At 66.8% G+C, this 19,656-nt stretch carries 13 protein-coding genes; 3 read left to right on the forward strand and 10 right to left on the reverse strand.

What is annotated here, in order from left to right; translation table 11 throughout:
- Nucleotide 1: 1 nt before the first annotated feature.
- From LE190_RS18480 to LE190_RS18495, 4 genes are all read right to left on the reverse strand, one after another.
- The gene (locus LE190_RS18480; protein WP_225240081.1) at nucleotides 2-1,309 is read right to left on the reverse strand and encodes a family 1 glycosylhydrolase; all 1,308 of its coding nucleotides are present in this window, start codon (nucleotides 1,307-1,309) and stop codon (nucleotides 2-4) included.
- 78 nt (nucleotides 1,310-1,387) lie between these two features.
- Nucleotides 1,388-2,023 carry a class I SAM-dependent rRNA methyltransferase gene (locus LE190_RS18485; RefSeq protein ID WP_225240082.1) on the reverse strand — a complete coding sequence of 212 codons (636 nt, stop codon included), beginning with the start codon at nucleotides 2,021-2,023 and terminating at the stop codon, nucleotides 1,388-1,390.
- 70 nt (nucleotides 2,024-2,093) lie between these two features.
- Nucleotides 2,094-3,674: a methyl-accepting chemotaxis protein gene (locus LE190_RS18490; protein ID WP_225240083.1), complete on the reverse strand. Its 1,581-nt coding sequence runs from the start codon at nucleotides 3,672-3,674 to the stop codon at nucleotides 2,094-2,096.
- A gap of 75 nt (nucleotides 3,675-3,749) precedes the next feature.
- Complete coding sequence (locus LE190_RS18495) at nucleotides 3,750-5,150, reverse strand: aminotransferase-like domain-containing protein (RefSeq protein WP_225240084.1); 1,401 nt, start codon at nucleotides 5,148-5,150, stop codon at nucleotides 3,750-3,752.
- A gap of 183 nt (nucleotides 5,151-5,333) precedes the next feature.
- Here LE190_RS18495 and LE190_RS18500 point away from each other — a divergent pair, with 183 nt between their 5' ends.
- Complete coding sequence (locus LE190_RS18500) at nucleotides 5,334-5,585, forward strand: hypothetical protein (protein ID WP_307734725.1); 252 nt, start codon at nucleotides 5,334-5,336, stop codon at nucleotides 5,583-5,585.
- A 66-nt stretch (nucleotides 5,586-5,651) separates the two neighbouring features.
- On the opposite strand, the gene LE190_RS18505 is transcribed toward LE190_RS18500, so the two are convergent.
- The 5 genes from LE190_RS18505 to clpS all read right to left on the reverse strand — a co-directional run bounded on the left by LE190_RS18505 (nucleotide 5,652) and on the right by clpS (nucleotide 16,788).
- Nucleotides 5,652-9,074, reverse strand: a complete 3,423-nt coding sequence (locus tag LE190_RS18505; protein WP_225240085.1) for a S41 family peptidase — start codon at nucleotides 9,072-9,074, stop codon at nucleotides 5,652-5,654.
- A 105-nt stretch (nucleotides 9,075-9,179) separates the two neighbouring features.
- Nucleotides 9,180-10,646 (reverse strand): DUF3999 family protein, encoded by a 1,467-nt coding sequence (locus LE190_RS18510; protein WP_225240086.1) that lies wholly within the window; start codon nucleotides 10,644-10,646, stop codon nucleotides 9,180-9,182.
- 15 nt (nucleotides 10,647-10,661) lie between these two features.
- Nucleotides 10,662-13,964, reverse strand: coding sequence for a DUF2339 domain-containing protein (locus LE190_RS18515; RefSeq protein WP_225240087.1), 3,303 nt, complete (start codon nucleotides 13,962-13,964; stop codon nucleotides 10,662-10,664).
- Between the two features lie 221 nt (nucleotides 13,965-14,185).
- Entirely contained in the window at nucleotides 14,186-16,489 is a 2,304-nt protein-coding gene (gene clpA / locus LE190_RS18520) for an ATP-dependent Clp protease ATP-binding subunit ClpA (RefSeq protein WP_225240088.1), read from the reverse strand.
- Nucleotides 16,486-16,788: an ATP-dependent Clp protease adapter ClpS gene (gene clpS / locus LE190_RS18525; protein WP_027864722.1), complete on the reverse strand. Its 303-nt coding sequence runs from the start codon at nucleotides 16,786-16,788 to the stop codon at nucleotides 16,486-16,488. Before clpS ends, clpA begins: the two co-directional genes overlap by 4 nt.
- 318 nt (nucleotides 16,789-17,106) lie before the next feature.
- Here clpS and cspE point away from each other — a divergent pair, with 318 nt between their 5' ends.
- Complete coding sequence (gene cspE, locus LE190_RS18530; RefSeq protein ID WP_020653506.1) at nucleotides 17,107-17,310, forward strand: transcription antiterminator/RNA stability regulator CspE; 204 nt, start codon at nucleotides 17,107-17,109, stop codon at nucleotides 17,308-17,310.
- Nucleotides 17,311-17,407: 97 nt separating this feature from the next.
- Here the strand turns inward: cspE and icd are convergent, their stop codons facing one another.
- The gene (gene icd, locus LE190_RS18535) at nucleotides 17,408-18,664 is read right to left on the reverse strand and encodes an NADP-dependent isocitrate dehydrogenase (RefSeq protein ID WP_225240089.1); all 1,257 of its coding nucleotides are present in this window, start codon (nucleotides 18,662-18,664) and stop codon (nucleotides 17,408-17,410) included.
- Between the two features lie 207 nt (nucleotides 18,665-18,871).
- Here icd and LE190_RS18540 point away from each other — a divergent pair, with 207 nt between their 5' ends.
- Nucleotides 18,872-19,420, forward strand: coding sequence for a pseudouridine synthase (locus tag LE190_RS18540; RefSeq protein ID WP_225240090.1), 549 nt, complete (start codon nucleotides 18,872-18,874; stop codon nucleotides 19,418-19,420).
- Nucleotides 19,421-19,656 lie beyond the last annotated feature (236 nt).

The raw sequence follows: 19,656 nt of genomic DNA on the forward strand, positions 1-19,656 counted from the left end.
CCTATTCCGTATTCTTGGGCGCGCCCGTGGTGGCACCCGGGTCGGCGATGGGGCGCGGCCGCGAACCGCCGTGCTCCGGATAATCCTCGTCGAGCTCCAGCGGCACCTGAAGGCACACGCTCTGGGTCGGCAGCACTTCGGTCCAGTCGCGGATCAGGTCGCGGTATGCCAGGCCCACCGGCCGCAGCTTGCGGTCCAGGTCGGCCAGGCCGAGCGCGTTGACGTGGCCATTGTCTTCGCGCAGGCCGGTATCCCAGTCCACCTGGTCGGTCAGCGAATACCAGGTGAAGCCGACCAGCGGCACGCCGTTGTTGCGCACCCGAAGCACGTTGGCCCATTCCTTGCGCAGCCAGCGCACCGCCTCGTCGCCACAGGGCCCCTCGCACAGGTTGGTCTCCGTGTGCATCACCGGTAACCGGTAGCGGTTGTAGTACTGGTGGGTGATGACCGCATAGCCGAAGATCTCGCCGGAGGCGGTGCTCGATCCGTCGCTGGCGACCAGGTGCTCGTTGGTCTGGTAATAGTCGTTCCCCATGATGCAGTGGTGCTTCAGGTTGTTGTTGAGGAAGTAGTGGTACTCCTCGCGCGTCATGCCGTTGTCCAGCAGGTACTCGTACATGGTGGAGTCGACGCGGCGGCCGTAGTTCAGGTCGAGCGACAGGAAGCGGCGCGCGTTCATGGTTTCGGCCGGCGCGATCGCGGCGGGAGACCGGGCATGGAAGTACTCGGTCGATTCGCTCTGCACGAACAGCGCGTCCGGGCGCACTTCCAGGATCGCGCGCATGGCCAGCAGGTTCGCCTTCACCAGGTGCTTCATGGCCGTGACGAAGGCGCGGTCGCTGCGCAGCTGTTCGTTCCACCAGCCGTACAGGGCCGAGAACAGCGCGCAGATCGACATCTCGTTGACCGGCGTGTACATCTGGATCCAGGGATAGCGCAGCGCGAAGGCGCGCGCGTAGTCGGCGAAGATGGCGGGGAAATCCGGATTCTGGAAGTTGCCGAGGAAATCGGGCAGGCCGAAGTGGCACAGGTCGACGATGGCGACCAGGCCGCGCCGCCGCAGCGCAGGGAAGGTGTCGTCGGCGAAGGACCAGTCGTAGCGCCTGGGGCCGACCAGGGTGGTATGCAGCGGCGGGCCGTAGCGCAGGAAGCGGATGCCGATTTCCTGGACCAGGTCGAAGTCGCGCCGCCAGTGGCGGTAATGGCCGCACTTGTCCATCTCGTCCATGCGATGCCTGCCGCCATCGATGGTCGGGATGCTGTTCTCGATTCCGGTGGCAAACAGAAACCCCGGTTGGTTCATGACCATGCGCTGTCTCCCCGCACGACGCCCACAATGCATTGTCGGCGATCGGCGGCGGAAGTCAACGGGCGCGCGCGCCCGTGCTCAGCGCGGGTAGGTGAAACCGGTGCGGATGTCCATCGGTACCAGGCGCGCGCCCTCGCGCACCATCAGGCGTTGCGGCGGCTCCTCGCCGGCCAGCACGCGCCGGGTGATCGGCAGCCCTTCCGCCTTGCGCACCAGCTCGTCGCTGCGCTCATAGACGTTGGGGCAGCCGGTCGCCTTGAGGAGCGCCTGCACGATGGTGACTTTCCACAGGTCGACGCCGGCGGCATTGAACTGGCACACCAGGTAGCCGGCCGGGCCGCCGTAGGCGTGCACCAGCAGCCCGGACAGGCCATCCTGCTCGCCATCGACCAGCTGGACCAGGGCCTGCAGGTCGGCTTGCGCCAGCACGGGAGCGCGGCGCTCGACGGCGGCCTGCACCCGGCGCTTGATCAGCGCATGGTCGACCGGCTCGTTTTCAGCCAGGGTCCAGACCCGGGCCGCGATCTGCGACTTGGCGTTGTAGGCCGCGCGCGCCAGGAAGCGCCGCGCCGAGGACTGCACCAGCGCGGTGGCGCCCGGCTTGCCGCGTTCCATGGGCTTGCCCTCGACCTTCTCGATCGCGGACAGGTAGATCCAGGGGTCGCCGGACAGCAGGGCCTGTTCCTTGCCCTGTTTGATGGTGATGATGAGCATGCGCGGCTTTCGTTTTCGAGGTCGGCATGATACAGCAAGCCGCGCCCCTGCCGCTTCCTTGCCGCTCGCCTCAGGCGCCGGCCAGTGCGCGCGGCGCCTGCGCACCCGTGCGCAACTTGAAGGTCGCCACCAGTTGCGACAGCTCGGCCGCCTGCCGGCGCATCGATGCCGCGGCGGCCGCCGCTTGTTCGACCATGGCCGCGTTCTGCTGCGTCGATTCGTCGATCTCTGTGATCGCCTGGCTCACCTGGGCCACGCCGCTGGCCTGCTCGCTGCTGGCGTCGTGGATGGTGTCGAGCAGCCCGGCCACGTCGTGCACGTGGGCAAGCACCGCACGCATGGTTTCGCCCGCGGTACCGGCGATGTCGGTGCCGGCGGCGACCTCCTGCGTCGATGCGCCGATCAGCTGCTTGATTTCCTTCGCCGCCGTCGCCGAGTGCCGGGCCAGGCTACGCACCTCGGCCGCCACCACCGCGAAGCCGCGTCCTTCGGCGCCGGCGCGCGCCGCTTCCACCGCCGCGTTCAGCGCCAGGATGTTGGTCTGGAAGGCGATGCTGTCGATCATGGCGGTGATGTCGACGATGCGCTCGCTCGAGGCCTTGATCGCGCCCATGCGCGCCACCACCTGTTCGACCGCCTCCGCGCTGCGCACCGCCACGCTGGAGGCCGAGCGGGCCACGGCATGGGCCGAGCGCGCACTGGCATTGTTGCGGGCGATGGCCGCGCCCAGTTCGTCCATCGCCCCGACGGTCTGGCGGATCGCCGCCGCCTGGCGCTCGGTACGGCGCGCCAGGTCCTGGTTGCCCTCCGCGATATCGCCGGACGCCATGTCGATCTCCCGTGCGCCCTGCATCACCTGGGACACGGTGGCGGACACACCGCCCGTCATGCCGTTGAGCGCATCGAACAGGCGGCCGATCTCGTCGTGGCGGCCGTGGCGGATCACCGGACGCAGGTCGCCATGCGCCACCTGCTCGGCCAGCACGGCGGCCTGGCGCAGCGGGCCGACGATGTTCCGGGTCAGGATCCAGGCCATGGCGGCACCGATCACGAGCGCGCCGGCGCCCAGGGCCAGCACCAGCGACTTGCCGGCCAGCGAGGCGGCAGCCGACTCCGCGGCGAGACGGCGCGCCTCTTCCGTCTCGTGGGCCAGCAAAGCCTCCAGCGCGCCGGCATATGCCCGGTAGCCCTGTTCCCAGTCGCCGGCAACGAGACGCTCGACAACCTGGGTCTGGCCGAACTCCTTGGCCTGGAACAGCGCGGCCTGGGTCCTGGCCAGTGCGGCCTTGTGCCTGCCCGCTTCGGCGACCAGCCCGGCCTCGCGCGCCGACAGCGGCAGCCCCGCCAGCTTCGCTTCAAGCGCGGACGCGGCCTGTTTGCCCTGGGCCAGCTGGGTGCCGAAGTAGTCGGCCAGCTCCAGGCTGTCGCTGCGCGCGACGGCGACCGTGCGCGAGCCGTTCAGGCGCTCGACGCCGAGCAGGTCGGCGCTCAGCTGCTGCTTGGCCAGCTTGTCGTAGACGAGGTCGTGGGTAAGGCCGTCGGTGGACTGCATGCGCCATAGCGCCACGGCCGACAGGATCAGGATCAGGAGGGAGACGATACCGAAGGCGCCAAGGAGCTTGGTGCCGGTCTGCAGCTTCGTAAGTGGCATTTGCACGTATCCGAGTGGGTGGGATGAGTGGGATACTTGCAGTTTAGAAATTGTATGTGACAGCGTGATGAATGTTTACACGACGGCGGCGCTGAACGGTTCCGGCCGCCGCGCAAGTAGGTGCGACAGCCGTTGCAGACCTGCCTGCAGGCGTCCACGGTCCTGGATGCTGCCCAGGGAGATCCGGATTGCGTTCGCGCAGGCGCTGCCTGTCGCGAACGCCTCCGCCGGCGTGACGGCGATGCCCTCGCTGTCGGCTGCGCGCGCGAGCTGCGCGCTGTTCCAATAGGCCGGTAGCGCAAGCCAGACATGCAGGCCGTCGCCGGTGCCGCCGTAGCGGCCCGCCAGGATGTCGCGCGCCATCCGGTGGCGCAGGCGCGCCTCCTTGCGCACGCCTTCCAGCAAGCCGCCCGCGGAACCGTCGAGGATCCACTGCGTGGCCAGTGCGGCCGTCAGCGGCGCGGCCATCAGTGCGAACGCGCGTAGCGCGACCAGGAAGCGCTCGCGCTCGTCCGGGTCGCGCAGGAGTACGAAGGCGACGCGCAGGCCGGGCGTCAGGCATTTCGACAGGGTCGAGATGTAGAGCACCTGGTGCGGGGCCAGCGCGGCGATCGGCGGCGGCGGGGCATCGGCAAGCAGCCAGTAGGGATCGTCCTCGACGATGCGTACATGGCAGCGCTGCGCGACGCCGGCGAGCTCCCTGCGCCGGCCTTCCGGCATGGTGATGGCGGTCGGATTCTGCAGCGTCGGATTGAGGTAAACCAGCCGCGGCCTGTGCTGGCGGCAGGCCTGCTCGAGCAGCCCGGGCAGCATGCCGTGCTGGTCCGCGTCCACCGCAACGATGCGGCGGCTGAACCGGGTCGCCGCGGCGCGCAGGCCGGGATACGTCATTGGTTCCGCCAGGATCACGTCGCCAGGCGCCGTGAGCGCAAGGATCAGGGCGGCGATGGCCGCCTGCGCCCCCGGGCAGACTACCACCTGGCTGGCGTCCAGCCGGCCGAACATCGGCGCAAGCCATGCGGCGCCGGCCTGGCGGTCGGCCTCGCTTCCCCCGCCCAGGTGGTAGGTCATCAGCAATTCATTGTCCGCCCTCATCAGTACCTGGGACAAGCCCTGCTTCAGCATGTCGCCGAAGTCCACGCCATCCGGCGGTGGCGGGGTGTTCATGCTCAGGTCGAGGACCGGGTTCAGCTCGACCTTTGGCGCCGCCACATAGGTGCCGCGCGCACCGCGGCCCTCCAGCAGGTGGCGCCGCCTGGCTTCGTCGTAGGCGCGGGTGACCGTGGTCAGGTCGACGCCCAGCTGCGCCGCCAGCCGGCGCTGGGGAGGCAGGCGGTCACCCGGCTTCAGGGAGCCGTCCGCCACCGCAGCCTGCAAGGCATCCGCGATCTGCAGGAAGCGCGGCCCGCCCTGCGCGGCCAGGTGCGGCAGCCAGCTTGGCGGATGCGGATCTTGTATGGCTTTCAACTGGGACATTTTGTCTCGATGTATGGATTTTGCTTTTGAGTAGAATGCCTCAAAAGCGCCATCGGCACCATCGGCACCATCCCTGCATGGCCGATCGCTGGCGTTTTCGTCTCACTCCTCTTCGAATGACACTGCCCGGCGCCGTGGTGAACCGGTGCTCCTCAGTCCAAGTGATAGCCTGGAATTACGCAAATGATGGATATGGAATGGTTCCCCGTGGTCTTCTTCACGTTCAAGGTCGTTGCACTCAGCATCGGCATGTTCTTTGCCGTGAAGTGGCACTACGATCAAGGGAAGAAGCATCCGGACCGCAAGAAGGAGATGCGCGCGGTGGTGGGTACCGGCGCCAAGGTGGCCGTGCTGTTCGTGCTGCTGGTCGTGATCCTGGGCTTCGCCACCTACCTGCTGGCCACGAAGCTGGGCCTGGACTTGCGCCTGCCGTGATGGCAAGGTGATGGCAAGGTGCAGGCATGGGCGAAAACCGGCTGCGTTTTCGCCCATGCCTCGGGTTTACTTGCCGCCTGGCGCTGCCTTGCCGGAGGCTTCGCCCCCTTCCCACTGGCGTTTGAGCGCCGGAATCGCCGCCGGCTTCCATGGCTTGACCGGCTGCTCCTTCATCTTCTTCTCCAGTACCTCGAGCGCCACTTCCAGCTGGCGGTCACGGCCCTCGAAGGTTTCGTGCGGCAGGTTGTCGACCTCGATGTCCGGGCTCACGCCCACGCCTTCGATCAGCCATTCGCCGTCGGCCGCGAACTGGCCGAACTCGGCCACCCGCGCCATGCCGTTATCAAGCAGGCTGTTGCCGTCGCTGAGCCAGACGCCGGCACCGGCGGTGCGCTTGCCGACCAGCGGGCCCAGCTTCAGGGCCTTGATGCCGGCGGCGAAGGTTTCGCCGTCGGAATAGGTCAGCTCGTCCATCAGCACCACCAGGTGGCCGCGGAAGGTGTTCTGCATGTTCGACTGCGGCAGGTTGCCGTTCGCGCTCCAGAACGCCCATGAGCGGCGCAGCAGCTTCTCGATGATCCAGCTGTCGATGTTGCCGCCGTTGTTGCGGCGCACGTCGATGATCAGGCCTTCCTTGTTGATGTTGGCGTAGAAGTCGCGCGCGAAGGCGTTGATGTCGCGCGCGCTCATCGCGCGCAGGTGCAGGTAGCCGATCCTGCCCTGCGACGCGCGCTCGGCCTGTTGCGCCCTGCCCTGCTCCCAGTCGGCGTAGCGCAAGCTGGCATGGCGCGCCATGCTGACCGGGGTGACGATCACGGGGCGCGGCTTTCCCTCCGGCTTCGCGCCCGCGCTCTTCACGTGCAGCAGCACCTGCTTGTCGGCCTGGTCAAGCAGCAGGTCGGCGATGTCGCGCGCCTCGACCAGCGACTTGCCATTGACGGCGGTAATGATGTCGCCTTCCTTCACCCCCACGTCGGGCTGGGCCAGCGGGCCGCGCTCGGACGGCAGTTCCGGCTCGCTACGGTAGACGCGGTCGACCCGGAAACCGTCCGCCACGCGCGTGAACACCGCGCCCAGGCTGGAAGGCGCACCCTCGCCCGGCGCGCGGCGCACGTCGCCCGGCCGGATTTGCGAATGCAGCGCCCCGACTTCGCCCACCATCATGCCCAGCACGTCGTCCAGTTCGGCGCGGTCGGTGACGCGCTCGACCAGCGGCGCGTAGCGCGCGCGGGCGGCGTTCCAGTCCACGCCGCGCATGTTGGCGTCGTACAGGAAGTCGCGGTGCATGCGCCAGGCATCGTTGAACATCTGCTTCCATTCCAGGCGCGGGTTGGTGCTCACCGCCCAGTCGTCGAGCTTGACCTTGGCCTTGCTCAGGTCGGCCGGGGCCTTGGCGCCGGCCGCCACGATCAGCATGTCGCCCGGCCCGCTGCCGGCGCTGCGGTAGAAGATGTGCTTGCGGTCGGCGCTCAGGCCGAACTCGCGCACGTTGGCCACGAAGGTTTCCAGGGACGGGCTGTTGCGCGAGATCTCCAGGGTCTTCAGCGCACTGCCGCGGCCACCCTCCGTGTCCAGGACGTACAGGCGCTTGTCGTCGACCGCCAGCGCACGGTAGTTGCCCGGCGCGACCGGTACCTCGTACAGGCGCTCGCGCAGGCCGGCGTAGTCGACCGGCGGCGTCGGCACGGTTTTGCCCTTGCCCTTCGCATCGTCGGCGGCCGCGGCGGCGGCGCTGGCGGCGGCCACCGCGGCGACCGCGGCATTCTTGTCGCCGTCGTCCTTGCCCGGCGCCTGCACGGCGGCGCGGGCAGCCGCTTCCGGCGTCTTTTCTTCCGGCTTGGTCAGCTCGTCCTCGGGCTTGAACGGGAAGCGCACGCCCGGCTGCAGGGCCAGCGCATAGATGCCGACGCGGCGGTCGAACACCGGGCCCATGTTGCGGTCGCCCCAGGGGCCGCCGTTGGCGACGTTGAAGTGGCGGGCGGACAGGAAGTACAGCCATTTCCCGTCCGGCGAGAACACCGGCGACTCGGCCGTGTAGCGGTCGGTGGTGACGAAGTCCTTGGTCTTGCTCGGCAGGTGGTACATGCCGATCTGGTTGCGCTGCTCGCTGCTGCCGACCCGCACGAAGGCGAGGTTGCGGCTGTCCGGCGACCACACCACCTGGTCGGGACCGTCGGCGCCGACCTGCTTGGCGTCGTCGATGATGACGTTGGTGCGCGCCTGCAGGTCGAGCAGCCAGGTGCGGCCCTTCTTGTCGGTATGGGCCAGGTACTTCCCGTCCGGCGACGGGTAGATGCCGGAACGGTGGCTGGCGCCGTCCAGCGTCAGGCGTTCGCCCTTGCCCGAGCCGTCGGCCGCGAAGCGCCAGATCTCGTTCTCGCCGGTGCTGTCCACGAAAGCGTATACCCACTTGTCGTCGTGGCTGAACACGGCGGAGCGGGCGCGCGCGCCTTCCGGCACCGCGATCTCGACCCGGCGGTAGCTGCCGGTACCGGCAATGGTGACCTTGCCGCGCGCGGTCAGCACGATGCGCTGGGCCTTGTTGGCCAGCTCGATGCTGGTCAGCGCGTCGAGCGGCGAGCGTACGCGGCGGGTGCGCTGCTGGTCGAAGTCCGACACCAGGCTGGCGGACAGGCGCGTGTCGGCCCCGCTGGCGATGTCGTAGATGCGCAGGTCGGCCCCGAGCTGGTAGGCGATGCGGCCGTCGCCCAGCGAGGCGGTGCGCACATCCCACTCGGTGTGCCGGGTGTGGACCCGGCGGTCGCTGCCGTCCGGCAGCGACGACCAGATGTTGTCGGCGCCGCCGGCATCGCTGATGAAGTAGATGCGGCCCCCATGCCACATGGCGCGGCGGTTGTTCGCGTTGTCGTCCTTGAACAGGCGCACCGCTTCGTTCTTCGAACCCAGTTCATAGCGCCACAGCTGGGCATGGGCGCCGCCGCGGTAGGCCTTGACGTTATCGTTGGTCATCGACAGGCCCATGCGCGTGAAGACCACGGTGCGGCCGTCGTCGCTCAGCGCGGCATCGTTGGCATCGGCCAGCGGCAGCACGCGGCGCACCAGCTTGATCGGGTCGAGCGCGGCGACGATGCGGTGCTTGGACGGACCGGTCGAGTTCTCGGTGCTGACCAGCACTTCGCCCTGCGCGGTCCAGCCCAGCACGCTCACGCCGCCGTTCTCGAAGGTGATCCGCTTCGGCAGGCCGCCCTCGACCGGCATCACGTAGGCTTCCTGCGCCCCCTCGTAGGAAGCGGCGAAGGCCACGTACCTGCCGTCGTGCGAGATCGCGGCCTGGGTCTCCGCGGACGGATGGGTGGTCAGGCGGGTCGCCTTGCCGCCCGCGAGCGTGGTGCGCCACAGGTCGCCCTCGGCGGTGAACACGACCGTGTCGCCGCGCACGGCCGGGAAACGGAAATAAGGATCGGCAGCACTGGCCTGGCTGCCGATGAGCGCCAGAGACAGCGCGAGAATGGTGCGGGAGACGTTCATGTCCACTGTGGCAAGAGTTACTCAAGCGGAACAGTTTGCCACAGCTGGCTGCACTGGACGACGTGCATACATGCAAAAAATCCGGCCGGCGGCGCCCCGCGGTGTTCAGGCGGGCGGCGTGCCTTCGCTTGCGCCTTTCATCTGGCGCGACAGTTTCCAGACCATGCCGGCCAGTACCGCCACGCCTGCCAGCAGCAGCGCCCACAGCCAGGTGACGCGCGTACGCGATGCCTGCCGTTCCTCGTACGCTCCACGGGCGATGTCGGCTTCGGCCTGCAGCCGGACCGGCGTACCCGCCTGTGCCTGCTCGAGTACAGCCAGCTCGCGCATCGAGAAGCCGGGCGCGACCTGGCTGAGCGGCACCGCGCCCGAGCGGACGGCGTCGCGCCCGAAGGCCAGCGTGTACGGCTGGGCTCCTCCGGCGACGAATACGAGGACCGCCGGCTTCCAGCGCAGGCGCAGGCCGGGCCGCTCGGGCGCACTGCCCTGGGGCCGCACCACCCACTGCGACGCATGCGTCAAGGGCACGGCGATGTCACCCGACACGCGCGGCTGTCCGTCCTGCGTCAAGCGGTAGAAGGTCGCATTCGCTACCGGCCGCAGGGGCAGCTGGAGCGTGCTGCCGGTCCTCCGGTCGGGCTGTTTCTGGTAGTGCCCGACGAGTACCGGCATCACGACATTCTGGTGCTGGAGCGCGAGGCCGATCGATTCGACCGGCACGGCGATCGGCGCCTCGTACAGCAGGTCGGTCCCCGTGGCCGGCCCTGGCTGCAGCACGACGCTTTCCCACCGCTCCGGGACACGCTCCGTGGCCAGCCGCTCCGCGGCGACGGCGGAGAATTCGACCGGCGTCCCGTCGATCCAGCGGATGCGCGCGAAACGGAACGCCCGTGGCGGGAACGCGATCCTGTCCTTGCGCACGCTGGCGCCCTGGCGGTTGACCAGCCAGCTGAGCGATGCGACGGCGAGTTCCTCCCATTCCTGCAGGTCGTCACTGATATCGAGCGCCACCTGGGCGCTGTAGCTGCCCTGCCCGGGCGGCAGACTGAGCGCCAGGGCAGCGACCGGGTTGGACGCTGTCGCTCCTGCCTGCAGGTCGAGGACCAGGCTTGCCAGGGCGTCGTCGGCGCCGCGGTTCCCGGGCGCCGTCACCGAGATCAGCGCGCCATTCTCGCCTGTCCGAATCTCCAGTCCGGGCGGCAAGCGCGTGCTGCCGGCCGGCCCGCGCACCGGAAACACCGCGACCGGTGTGCTCGACCGTTGCTCCTGTGCCTGCTGGACCTGGTCGATGAGGGCGAACGGCATCGGCCTGCCTGCGGCATCGAACAGGCGCAGGTCGGCCAGGCCGGGCTGGCGCGCCGCGAGGTAGACCGCGCGCGGCACCGGCAACTGCACCACGGCATGCTTGCCGCTCACGCTGACGGGAATTGCGTGCGCATAGTCTTGACGCTGGTCGCCCGGGACCGCAAGCGCCTGCGCTACCGGCACGACGTTCAGCGCGATCGTGAGCGACAGCGTGACCGATCGGGGGAAGCTGGATAAGCGCTCGAGGATGGGGTGCATGGGGTGCATAGGGTTCCAGTCCGGTCAGCCCCCCTGGGTCGACATGGCATGGCGCCTGTCGGCCTTTGGAAAGGGAGCAAAATAGCCGATCAGTATCATCAAAAGGCCGACGCCGACGAACGAGACGACGCGCGCCAGGCTGCCGCTGTTGGCCAGGTCGAAGGTCAACAGCTTGAGCACCACCACGCCCAGCAGGACGGCGCCGAGACACCAGCTGCCGCGCACGGCCCTGACGGCAGCGAAGCGCATCAGGACCAGTGCGCTCGCGCACCAGACGAGGGAGAGCATGGCCTGCACGAACTGCGACGCCGCCAGCGCATCCACCCGATACGGAATGTCGCGGTATTGCGCGGCGCTGCGCAGGAAGATAAGGTTGCACCAAACCCAGGCGGCGGCCACGCCGCTGGCCTGCAGGCGTGCCGTCATCCTGCCGGGGGCACCCTGCCCTTCCAGCGCAGCGCGCGCCGCGCCCAGGGACAGGAACAGGACGAAGCCGGTCGTCAGGTCGAGCGGGTTGAGCAGCGGCAGGTAGGGCAAGGGCGCCATGGTGCCGTCCTGCACCAGGTTCCAGACGCTCGTCAGCGCCAGCAGGAGCAGCGCGCCGCACGGAATCAGGACGCGCTGGTACCACTGCGGCAAGGGCGTGGCCGGCCACCTTCCGGCCCGGCTACGCCCGGCCAGCCAGGCCAGCGCCAGCATCATGACCCAGGTCGGCAGGTAGTTGCCCCAGGCCGGGCTGCTTGCCCAGGCGGTCTGCTCTGCCGTATCGACCACGTCGCCCGGCACCGCCAGCCACCGCCCGACCAGGATCGCCCCGGTGGGCCAGATCGCCAGCCAGGGCCCGGCCGAGCGCAGCGCGTGCATGACGCGCAGCAGCAGGCCACCGCCACTGGCATCGCCGGCGTTCCAGCGCAGCAGCACATACTCGCTGCTGGACCAGAGCAGCGCCCAGGCCAGCCAGACACCGGGCTCGGGCAAGGTCCGCGTCCCGTACAGGCTGGACAGGATGACCAGCGTGAATACGGCCAGCATGGCCCAGCTGCTCGTGCCCAGCCAGCGCAGCTCCGGCCAGGCAAGGCGCGGCGCCAGGCGGGTGCAGGCGATAGCGGACACCCCGGCCAGCAGCGCGTACGTGGCACTCCAGCGTGCATCGGCAGGGCCGAGTGCGGCCGGCAGCGCGAACAGCAGCCTGCTTGCGGCAATGCTCATGCCCGGCCCGAACCACCAGGCGCCGCCCCACAGCAGGAACACCAGCGGAAAGTGGCGGTGCGATTGGGGGTCTGGCGAACGCCTGCTCATGCAGGCGCTGGCAAGCGCGGCGAGCGCGATCATCAGGACACCCAGCAGCGGTTCGCCGTCCTCGGTTTCCCTCACGCTCAGCCATTGCCATGCCACGGTGCTGACGCTCATCAGGGCGATCGCTGCCGCAAGCTGGGCAAGGGCGGCGAGGCGCCGCGCCAGCGGCCAGGCCAGGCGGGCGCCGCTGAGATAGAGCAAGCCGGCGGTCAGCAGGGCGCCTGCCGTGAGCAGGTTCGCGCGCAGCCCGCCGCCCGTGTGCAGGATCGCTTCGGTCCAGATGCCGGCCAGGAACCAGCCGGCGGCCGTCACCAGGAAGCAGTTGGCAATCCACAGCAGGGCCGGGTGCTGGTCGCCGGTTTGCTGGCGGAACCCGCGGGCCATCGCAAACGCGCTGCCCGCCAACAGCAGGAAGCCCAGCCACAGGTTGGCGTCGCGCGCGGCATCCGGATCGATGCCGCTGATTGCGCCGATGAAGCCCATCCAGGCGCCGGCCTGGAGCAGCACGCCAAACACCCACGTGAGGCGCTGCTGGCGACGCAGGCCGAGCCATGCAAAGCCCGCGCCTTCGAGCGCCCATACGCCCGAAGTCCAGCGGCCATCGACCGCGAACGGAATGGCCAGCGTGCCGAAGACCACACCGAGGGCCATGAAGGTCTCCACCAGCACGCGCCAGCGCGCGCCTGCCCTGCGCCACAGGATGACACCGAGCGTCATGTAGAACACGCCGAGTACGAGCGCCGAGAAGGCGAGCCCGAACTCCATGTCCTTGACCAGTCCGGCCTGCAGGGCGAACGCGGCCAGCGGCGTCCCCAGTACCAGGGTGCCGTCGACGGGGTCTTTCAGGCGCGTGTGCTGCTGGCGTGCGAACGCCACCGCGATGCCGACGTAGAACACGAAGAACAGGGCCAGGAACAGCTGGGCGCTCAGGTAATGCTCGGGTGTGTAGCGCAGCGTACCCCATGCGCTGCCAACGATGAAGGTAAATGCGAAACCGATCAGGTTCAGGGGCCGCCAGGCGCGCTTGATGGCGAGGAAAAAGACACCCGTATTGAGCAGCGCGTAATAGGAAAACAGTCCGACATGATTGCCCCCGCCGGTGGAGAGCAGCAGAGGGCTCGCGAATCCGCCGGTGATGCCGAATGCCGCCAGCCAGGGCGATTCCTGCAGCACCGCCAGCAGGCAGGTGAAAGCGGTCAGCGCCACCAGCAAGGCAAAAGCGAAACCGGAAGGAATCAGGTCGTAGCGGTGGTACGCGCCAAAGACCACCAGCATCAGGATCGCGATGGCTGTCCCCTGTACCGGCAGGCCGATGTCGCGTCGTGCGCTACGCAGGCGCCACCCCCAGCCCAGCAAGGCCAGGGTTGCCACGACCACCCCGGCCAGCCTCGCTTCGATCGGGACAGTGACCGTCTCTGCAACGTACTTGAGCAGGAAGCCAACGCCAATGAACAGGATGACCAGGCCGAGCTTGGCGACCAGGTTGCCGCTCAACAGCCAGCCCATCGCGGCGGCGGCCCATCCTGGCGCGGTGGACGAAGGCGGCGGTGTGGCGCCGCCTTGCGTTGCGGGGGCGTGCCGCGTGTCCGCGGCCGCGCTGGCCTGCGGGTCGGCCGTCGCGTCCAGCGCCTGTCCGGCGTCCCCTGGCGTGGCCGCTTGCGCGGCGGCGTGCGCCGGCGCGACAGTGGACGCGGCCCGCTCGGTCGCGACCTCGTCCGCATCGCTGCCCTCCTCCAGTGCGGCTTCGTGCTCGTTTCGCGGTGCGAGCGGCCAAAGCGGCGCTGCGCTTTCCTCCCCCGCCCGGTCCGGCGCTTGCGCTTCTGGCAGCGCTGCGGCCGGCTCATGACCCTGTTTTGCGGCGCCAGGCGCGGATTCGGGGGAAGGCGAAGGTGTCGAGGCCTCGACCCTGGCGCGCAGGACGCTGATTTCACGCTCCAGCGCGGCCAGCCTGCTCCCGCGGCCGATACCGACCAGCCATGCTGCGAGGAAGGGATACGCCAGCACCAGGAGGATCAAGCTAGCAATTTCCATCGGCTTCTCCAGCCGCTGGAAGCGGCGAACGCAATCGAGTGAACGCAGTGTGAGCGCATCGGCACAGTGCCGCGCCAGATCAAAAGCATACGTCGCGCAAGAGAATTTATTCCGCAAAGAAAGATATCGATTGCGCAGGCTCAATCCTGCGGCGCCGTTCGCGTCGGCCGGACGAAAAAAAACCGCGCCGAAGCGCGGTTTCCTGGATCGTGAATCGAAGCTTATTCGATTTCCACCGTCTCGGCCGGTGCCGGCGGCGGCAGTGCGTCTCCTTCCGTGAACTCGAGCACGACGTCGTCCTTCTCGTTCAGGTCCACCGTCACGCGGCCGCCGTTGACCAGGCGGCCGAACAGCAGCTCGTCGGCCAGCGCCTTGCGGATCATGTCCTGGATCAGGCGCGACATCGGACGCGCGCCCATCAGCGGGTCGAAACCCTTCTTGCCGAGGAACTTGCGCAGCTTCTCGGTGAAGACGGCTTCCACCTTCTTCTCGTGCAACTGCTCTTCCAGCTGCATCAGGAACTTGTCCACGACGCGCAGGATGATGTCCTCGTCCAGTGCGCGGAAGCTGATGATCGCGTCCAGGCGGTTGCGGAACTCTGGCGTGAACATGCGCTTGATGTCGGCCATCTCGTCGCCTGCCGCCTTCGAATCCACGAAGCCCACCGAGCGCTTGGTCAGGCTCTCGGCGCCCGCGTTGGTGGTCATGATGATGATCACGTTGCGGAAGTCGGCCTTGCGTCCGTTGTTGTCGGTCAGCGTGCCGTGGTCCATCACCTGCAGCAGGATGTTGAAGATGTCCGGGTGGGCCTTCTCGATCTCGTCCAGCAGCAGCACCGCGTGCGGCTTCTTGGTGATTGCCTCGGTCAAGAGGCCGCCCTGGTCGAAGCCGACGTAGCCCGGCGGCGCGCCGATCAGGCGCGACACCGCGTGGCGTTCCATGTACTCGGACATGTCGAAGCGCACCAGCTCGATGCCCAGGATGAAGGCCAGCTGCTTGGCGACCTCGGTCTTGCCGACGCCGGTCGGGCCCGAGAACAGGAAGGAGCCGATCGGCTTGTCGGTCTTGCCCAGGCCGGCACGCGCCATCTTGATCGCCGCCGACAGGGCTTCGATCGCCGGATCCTGGCCGAACACCACGTTGCGCAGGTCGCGGTCGATGGTCTGCAGCTTGCTGCGGTCGTCCTGGTTGACGGTCTGCGGAGGGATCCGCGCGATCTTCGCGATGATGTCCTCGATCTCGGTCTTGCCGATGGTCTTCTTCTGCTTCGATTTCGGCAGGATGCGCTGGGCGGCACCGGCTTCGTCGATCACGTCGATGGCCTTGTCCGGCAGGTGGCGGTCGTTGATGAAGCGCGCCGCCAGCTCGGCCGCGGTGGTCAGCGCCGACGAGGAATATTTCACGCCGTGGTGCTCTTCGAAGCGCGACTTCAGGCCGCGCAGGATCGCCACGGTCTGCTCGACCGACGGTTCGTTCACGTCCACCTTCTGGAAGCGGCGGCTCAGCGCATGGTCTTTCTCGAACACGCCACGGAACTCCGTGAACGTGGTCGCGCCGATGCACTTCAACTGGCCGTTGGCCAGCGCCGGTTTCAGCAGGTTCGACGCGTCGAGCGTGCCGCCCGATGCGGAGCCGGCACCGATGATCGTGTGGATCTCGTCGATGAACAGGATGCCGTTCGGGGTGTCCTTCAGCTGCTTGAGCACCGCTTTCAAACGCTGCTCGAAGTCGCCGCGGTACTTGGTGCCGGCCAGCAGCGCGCCCATGTCGAGCGAGTACACGACGGCGTTCTGCAGGATCTCGGGCACGTCTTCCTGGACGATGCGCCATGCCAGGCCCTCGGCGATGGCGGTCTTGCCGACACCGGCCTCGCCCACCAGCAGCGGATTGTTCTTGCGGCGGCGGCACAGGATCTGGATCACGCGGTCGACTTCTTCCTCGCGGCCGATCAGCGGATCGATCTTGCCGTCGGCCGCCGACTTGTTCAGGTTCTGGGTGAACTGGTCGAGCGGGCTTTCCTTGGCCTGCCCGCCCTCGACCTGCGCCTCTTCCACGCCTTCGGACGCCTTGCTGGTGTCCATCTGCTGGTCCTTGCGCACGCCGTGCGAGATGAAGTTGACCACGTCGAGACGGGTCACGCCCTGCTGGTGCAGGTAGTAGACGGCGTGCGAGTCCTTCTCGCCGAAGATCGCCACCAGCACGTTGGCGCCGGTAACTTCCTTCTTGCCGTTCGAGGCCGATTGCACGTGCATGATCGCACGCTGGATCACGCGCTGGAAACCAAGCGTCGGCTGGGTATCGACCTCGCCCGTGCCGGGCACGGTCGGGGTGTTATCGCCGATAAAATTAGTCAGGGTCTTGCGCAGGTCATCGATATTGACCGCGCACGCACGCAGGACTTCGGCGGCGGATGGATTGTCGAGCAAGGCCAGCAACAGGTGTTCCACGGTAATGAACTCGTGGCGGGCCTGGCGGGCTTCGACAAAGGCCATGTGTAGGGATACTTCAAGTTCCTGCGCAATCATACTTCCTCCATCACGCACTGCAGGGGGTGCCCTGCCTTACGCGCATGCGTTAAGACAAACTCCACTTTGGTACACGCTATATCTTTGGAAAACACCCCACAAACGCCCTTGCCGTGACGATGCACGGAAAGCATGATCTGAGTCGCCGTTTCACGATCCTTATTGAAATACTCCTGGATGATCGCTACTACGAATTCCATCGGCGTGTAGTCGTCGTTCAGCAAGGCCACCTGGTACAAGGGTGGCGGTTTTACGGTCTGCCGCTCCAGCAGCTGTTCGGTATCATGCTTCGTAGCCATGGGCGTATTCTAAAGCTTTCAAAGTCTGTGCCAAGCGTAAACATCAGCTTGTTCTCATGTGCTTCCATGTTACGCGTTTTCCGATTTATGCGCAGATGGCGATCCAATTGACGAAATCAAGAGTCGGGTTACCTCAGCCGTAACAAATTTGGCAACAGCCCCGCAAAAGCGCTTGACTTCAATGATTATTCCACCAACAATGCAGTTATTGACAGGTACTTATGTACTTGTTGATAAGAAGTGAGCAGGCTGAGGAGGGGGCAAGAAGCTTCTTGCTTTTATGGCTCGTGTGATTAGTTAAAATTTGAAAGTTCTTTTATGGCAACTGGTACTGTTAAGTGGTTCAATGATTCCAAAGGCTTTGGCTTCATCACTCCTGATGACGGCGGCGAGGATCTGTTCGCGCACTTCTCCGCAATCAATATGAACGGTTTTAAGACCCTCAAAGAAGGTCAAAAAGTCCAATTCGAAGTCACGCAAGGCCCGAAAGGCAAGCAAGCTTCCAACATCCAGGGCATGTAATCTTTCCCCTCCCGGAAGCAAGAAACCCCGCTCAGCGGGGTTTTTTTTCGTCCGTCTTCCGGGCCGGAGCGGCCTGCCGGCCGCGCCCGGGCCTCCCTCAACCCATCTGCTCGATCATCACCTCGCCGAAGCCCGAGCACGAGACCTGGGTCGCCCCTTCCATCAGGCGCGCGAAATCGTAGGTGACTTTCTTCGAGGTGATTGCCTTTTCCATCGCGCGGATGATCAGGTCGGACGCCTCGGTCCAGCCCATGTGGCGCAGCATCATCTCGGCCGACAGGATCAGCGACCCGGGATTCACGTAGTCCTTGCCGGCGTACTTCGGCGCGGTGCCGTGGGTCGCTTCGAACATGGCGACCGAGTCCGACATGTTGGCGCCCGGCGCGATGCCGATGCCGCCGACCTGGGCCGCCAGCGCGTCCGAGATGTAGTCGCCGTTCAGGTTCAGGGTGGCGATCACGCTGTACTCGGCCGGGCGCAGCAGGATCTGCTGCAGGAAGGCATCGGCGATCGAATCCTTGATCGTGATCTCGCGCCCGGTCCTCGGATTCCTGAACTTGCACCATGGGCCGCCATCGATCAGCTCGGCGCCGAACTCCTTCTGTGCCAGCGCATAGCCCCAGTCGCGGAAACCGCCTTCGGTGTACTTCATGATGTTGCCCTTGTGGACCAGGGTCACCGAAGGCTTGTCGTTGTCGATCGCGTACTGGATCGCCTTGCGCACCAGGCGCTCGGTGCCTTCGCGCGAGACCGGCTTTAGCCCTAAGCCCGAGGTCTCCGGAAAGCGGATCTTCCTGACACCCATCTCCTCGGTCAGGAATTTGATGACCTTCTTGACGCCTTCGGAGCCCTCGGCCCATTCGATGCCGGCATAGATGTCTTCCGAATTCTCGCGGAAGATCACCATGTCGGTCTTGTCCGGCTGCTTCAGCGGCGATGGCACGCCGGCGAAGTAGCGCACCGGTCGCAGGCAGACATACAGGTCGAGCTCCTGGCGCAGCGCCACGTTGAGCGAGCGGATGCCGCCCCCCACCGGGGTGGTCAGCGGGCCCTTGATCGAGACCACGTAGTCCTTCAGGACTTCCAGGGTTTCCGCCGGCAGCCAGACATCGGGGCCATACACGCCGGTCGATTTTTCGCCGGCATAGATTTCCATCCAGCTGATCTTGCGGCTGCCGCCATAGGCCCTGGCGACGGCCGCATCGACGACCTTGCGCATGACCGGGGTGATATCGGCGCCGGTGCCGTCACCCTCGATGTAGGGAATGACCGGATGGTCCGGCACGCTGAGCGTCAGGTCGGCGTTGACGGTGATTTTCTGGCCGTCGGCCGGGACCTTGATATGTTGGTACATCGTGTTCTCCCATAGGGTCGCGTGATGGTCGCGAGGCAGGCCGCGGCGCGGCGTTCCGGCCTGAATAGCCATGGCCGCCCTGCATTTCATCTAGAATGTGGAATACGGCCGCAAGTCTTGTAGAAGACATCTGGCTGGCATCTTGCATTATGCACCAGTATTTTCCGGGGCGCTACGCAGCACCCTTTCTGAGCCCATTCGTCATCCATGTCCCTGATTCTCTTCAATAAACCCTTCCAGGTCCTGTGCCAGTTCTCGGCCCAGGATGGCCGCGCCACGCTGGCCGACTACCTCGACATCCCCAACATCTATCCCGCCGGCCGGCTCGATGCGGACAGTGAAGGCCTGATGCTGCTCACCGATGACGGCAAGCTGCAGCACCGGATCGCGCATCCGGACCACAAGGAAGCCAAGACCTACCTGGTGCAGGTCGACGGTGTGGCGGACGGCGCCACGCTGGCCCGGCTGCAGGCACCGCTCGACCTGGGCGACTTCGTCACCAAGCCATGCAAGGCGGTGCGCATCGCCGAGCCCGCATGGCTGTGGCCGCGCAACCCGCCGATCCGTGCCCGGCAGGACAAGCCGACCAGCTGGATCGCGGTCACGCTGGAGGAAGGAAAGAACCGGCAGGTGCGGCGGATGACGGCGGCGGTGGGCTTGCCGACCTTGCGCCTGGTGCGCTCGAGCATCGGGCCGTTCTCGCTCGCGACCCATCCGCTGATGCCGGGCGAATTCACCGAAGTGCGGTACCCGTAGGGTGGGCGGGTTTCCGCCCACGCGTTCGACGACAGCGTGAATGCGCGACCGCGATGTGCTGGCGGGCGCCCGGACGCGTCGGCGGCGCAGCCGCCCACCCTACAAAAGGGCAAAAAAATCTATGGTCACCCTCCTTTTTACAACCCCGATTTCGTATGATGTAGTTGGCTTGCTCAAATCTATCCGGCGTTAAGTTGGAGACTTGCTCCGCGCCACGATGAGAGTCGCGCCTGACG

Origin of the sequence: Massilia hydrophila (assembly GCF_020208145.1) — a bacterium.
Lineage (GTDB): Bacteria > Pseudomonadota > Gammaproteobacteria > Burkholderiales > Burkholderiaceae_D > Telluria > Telluria hydrophila.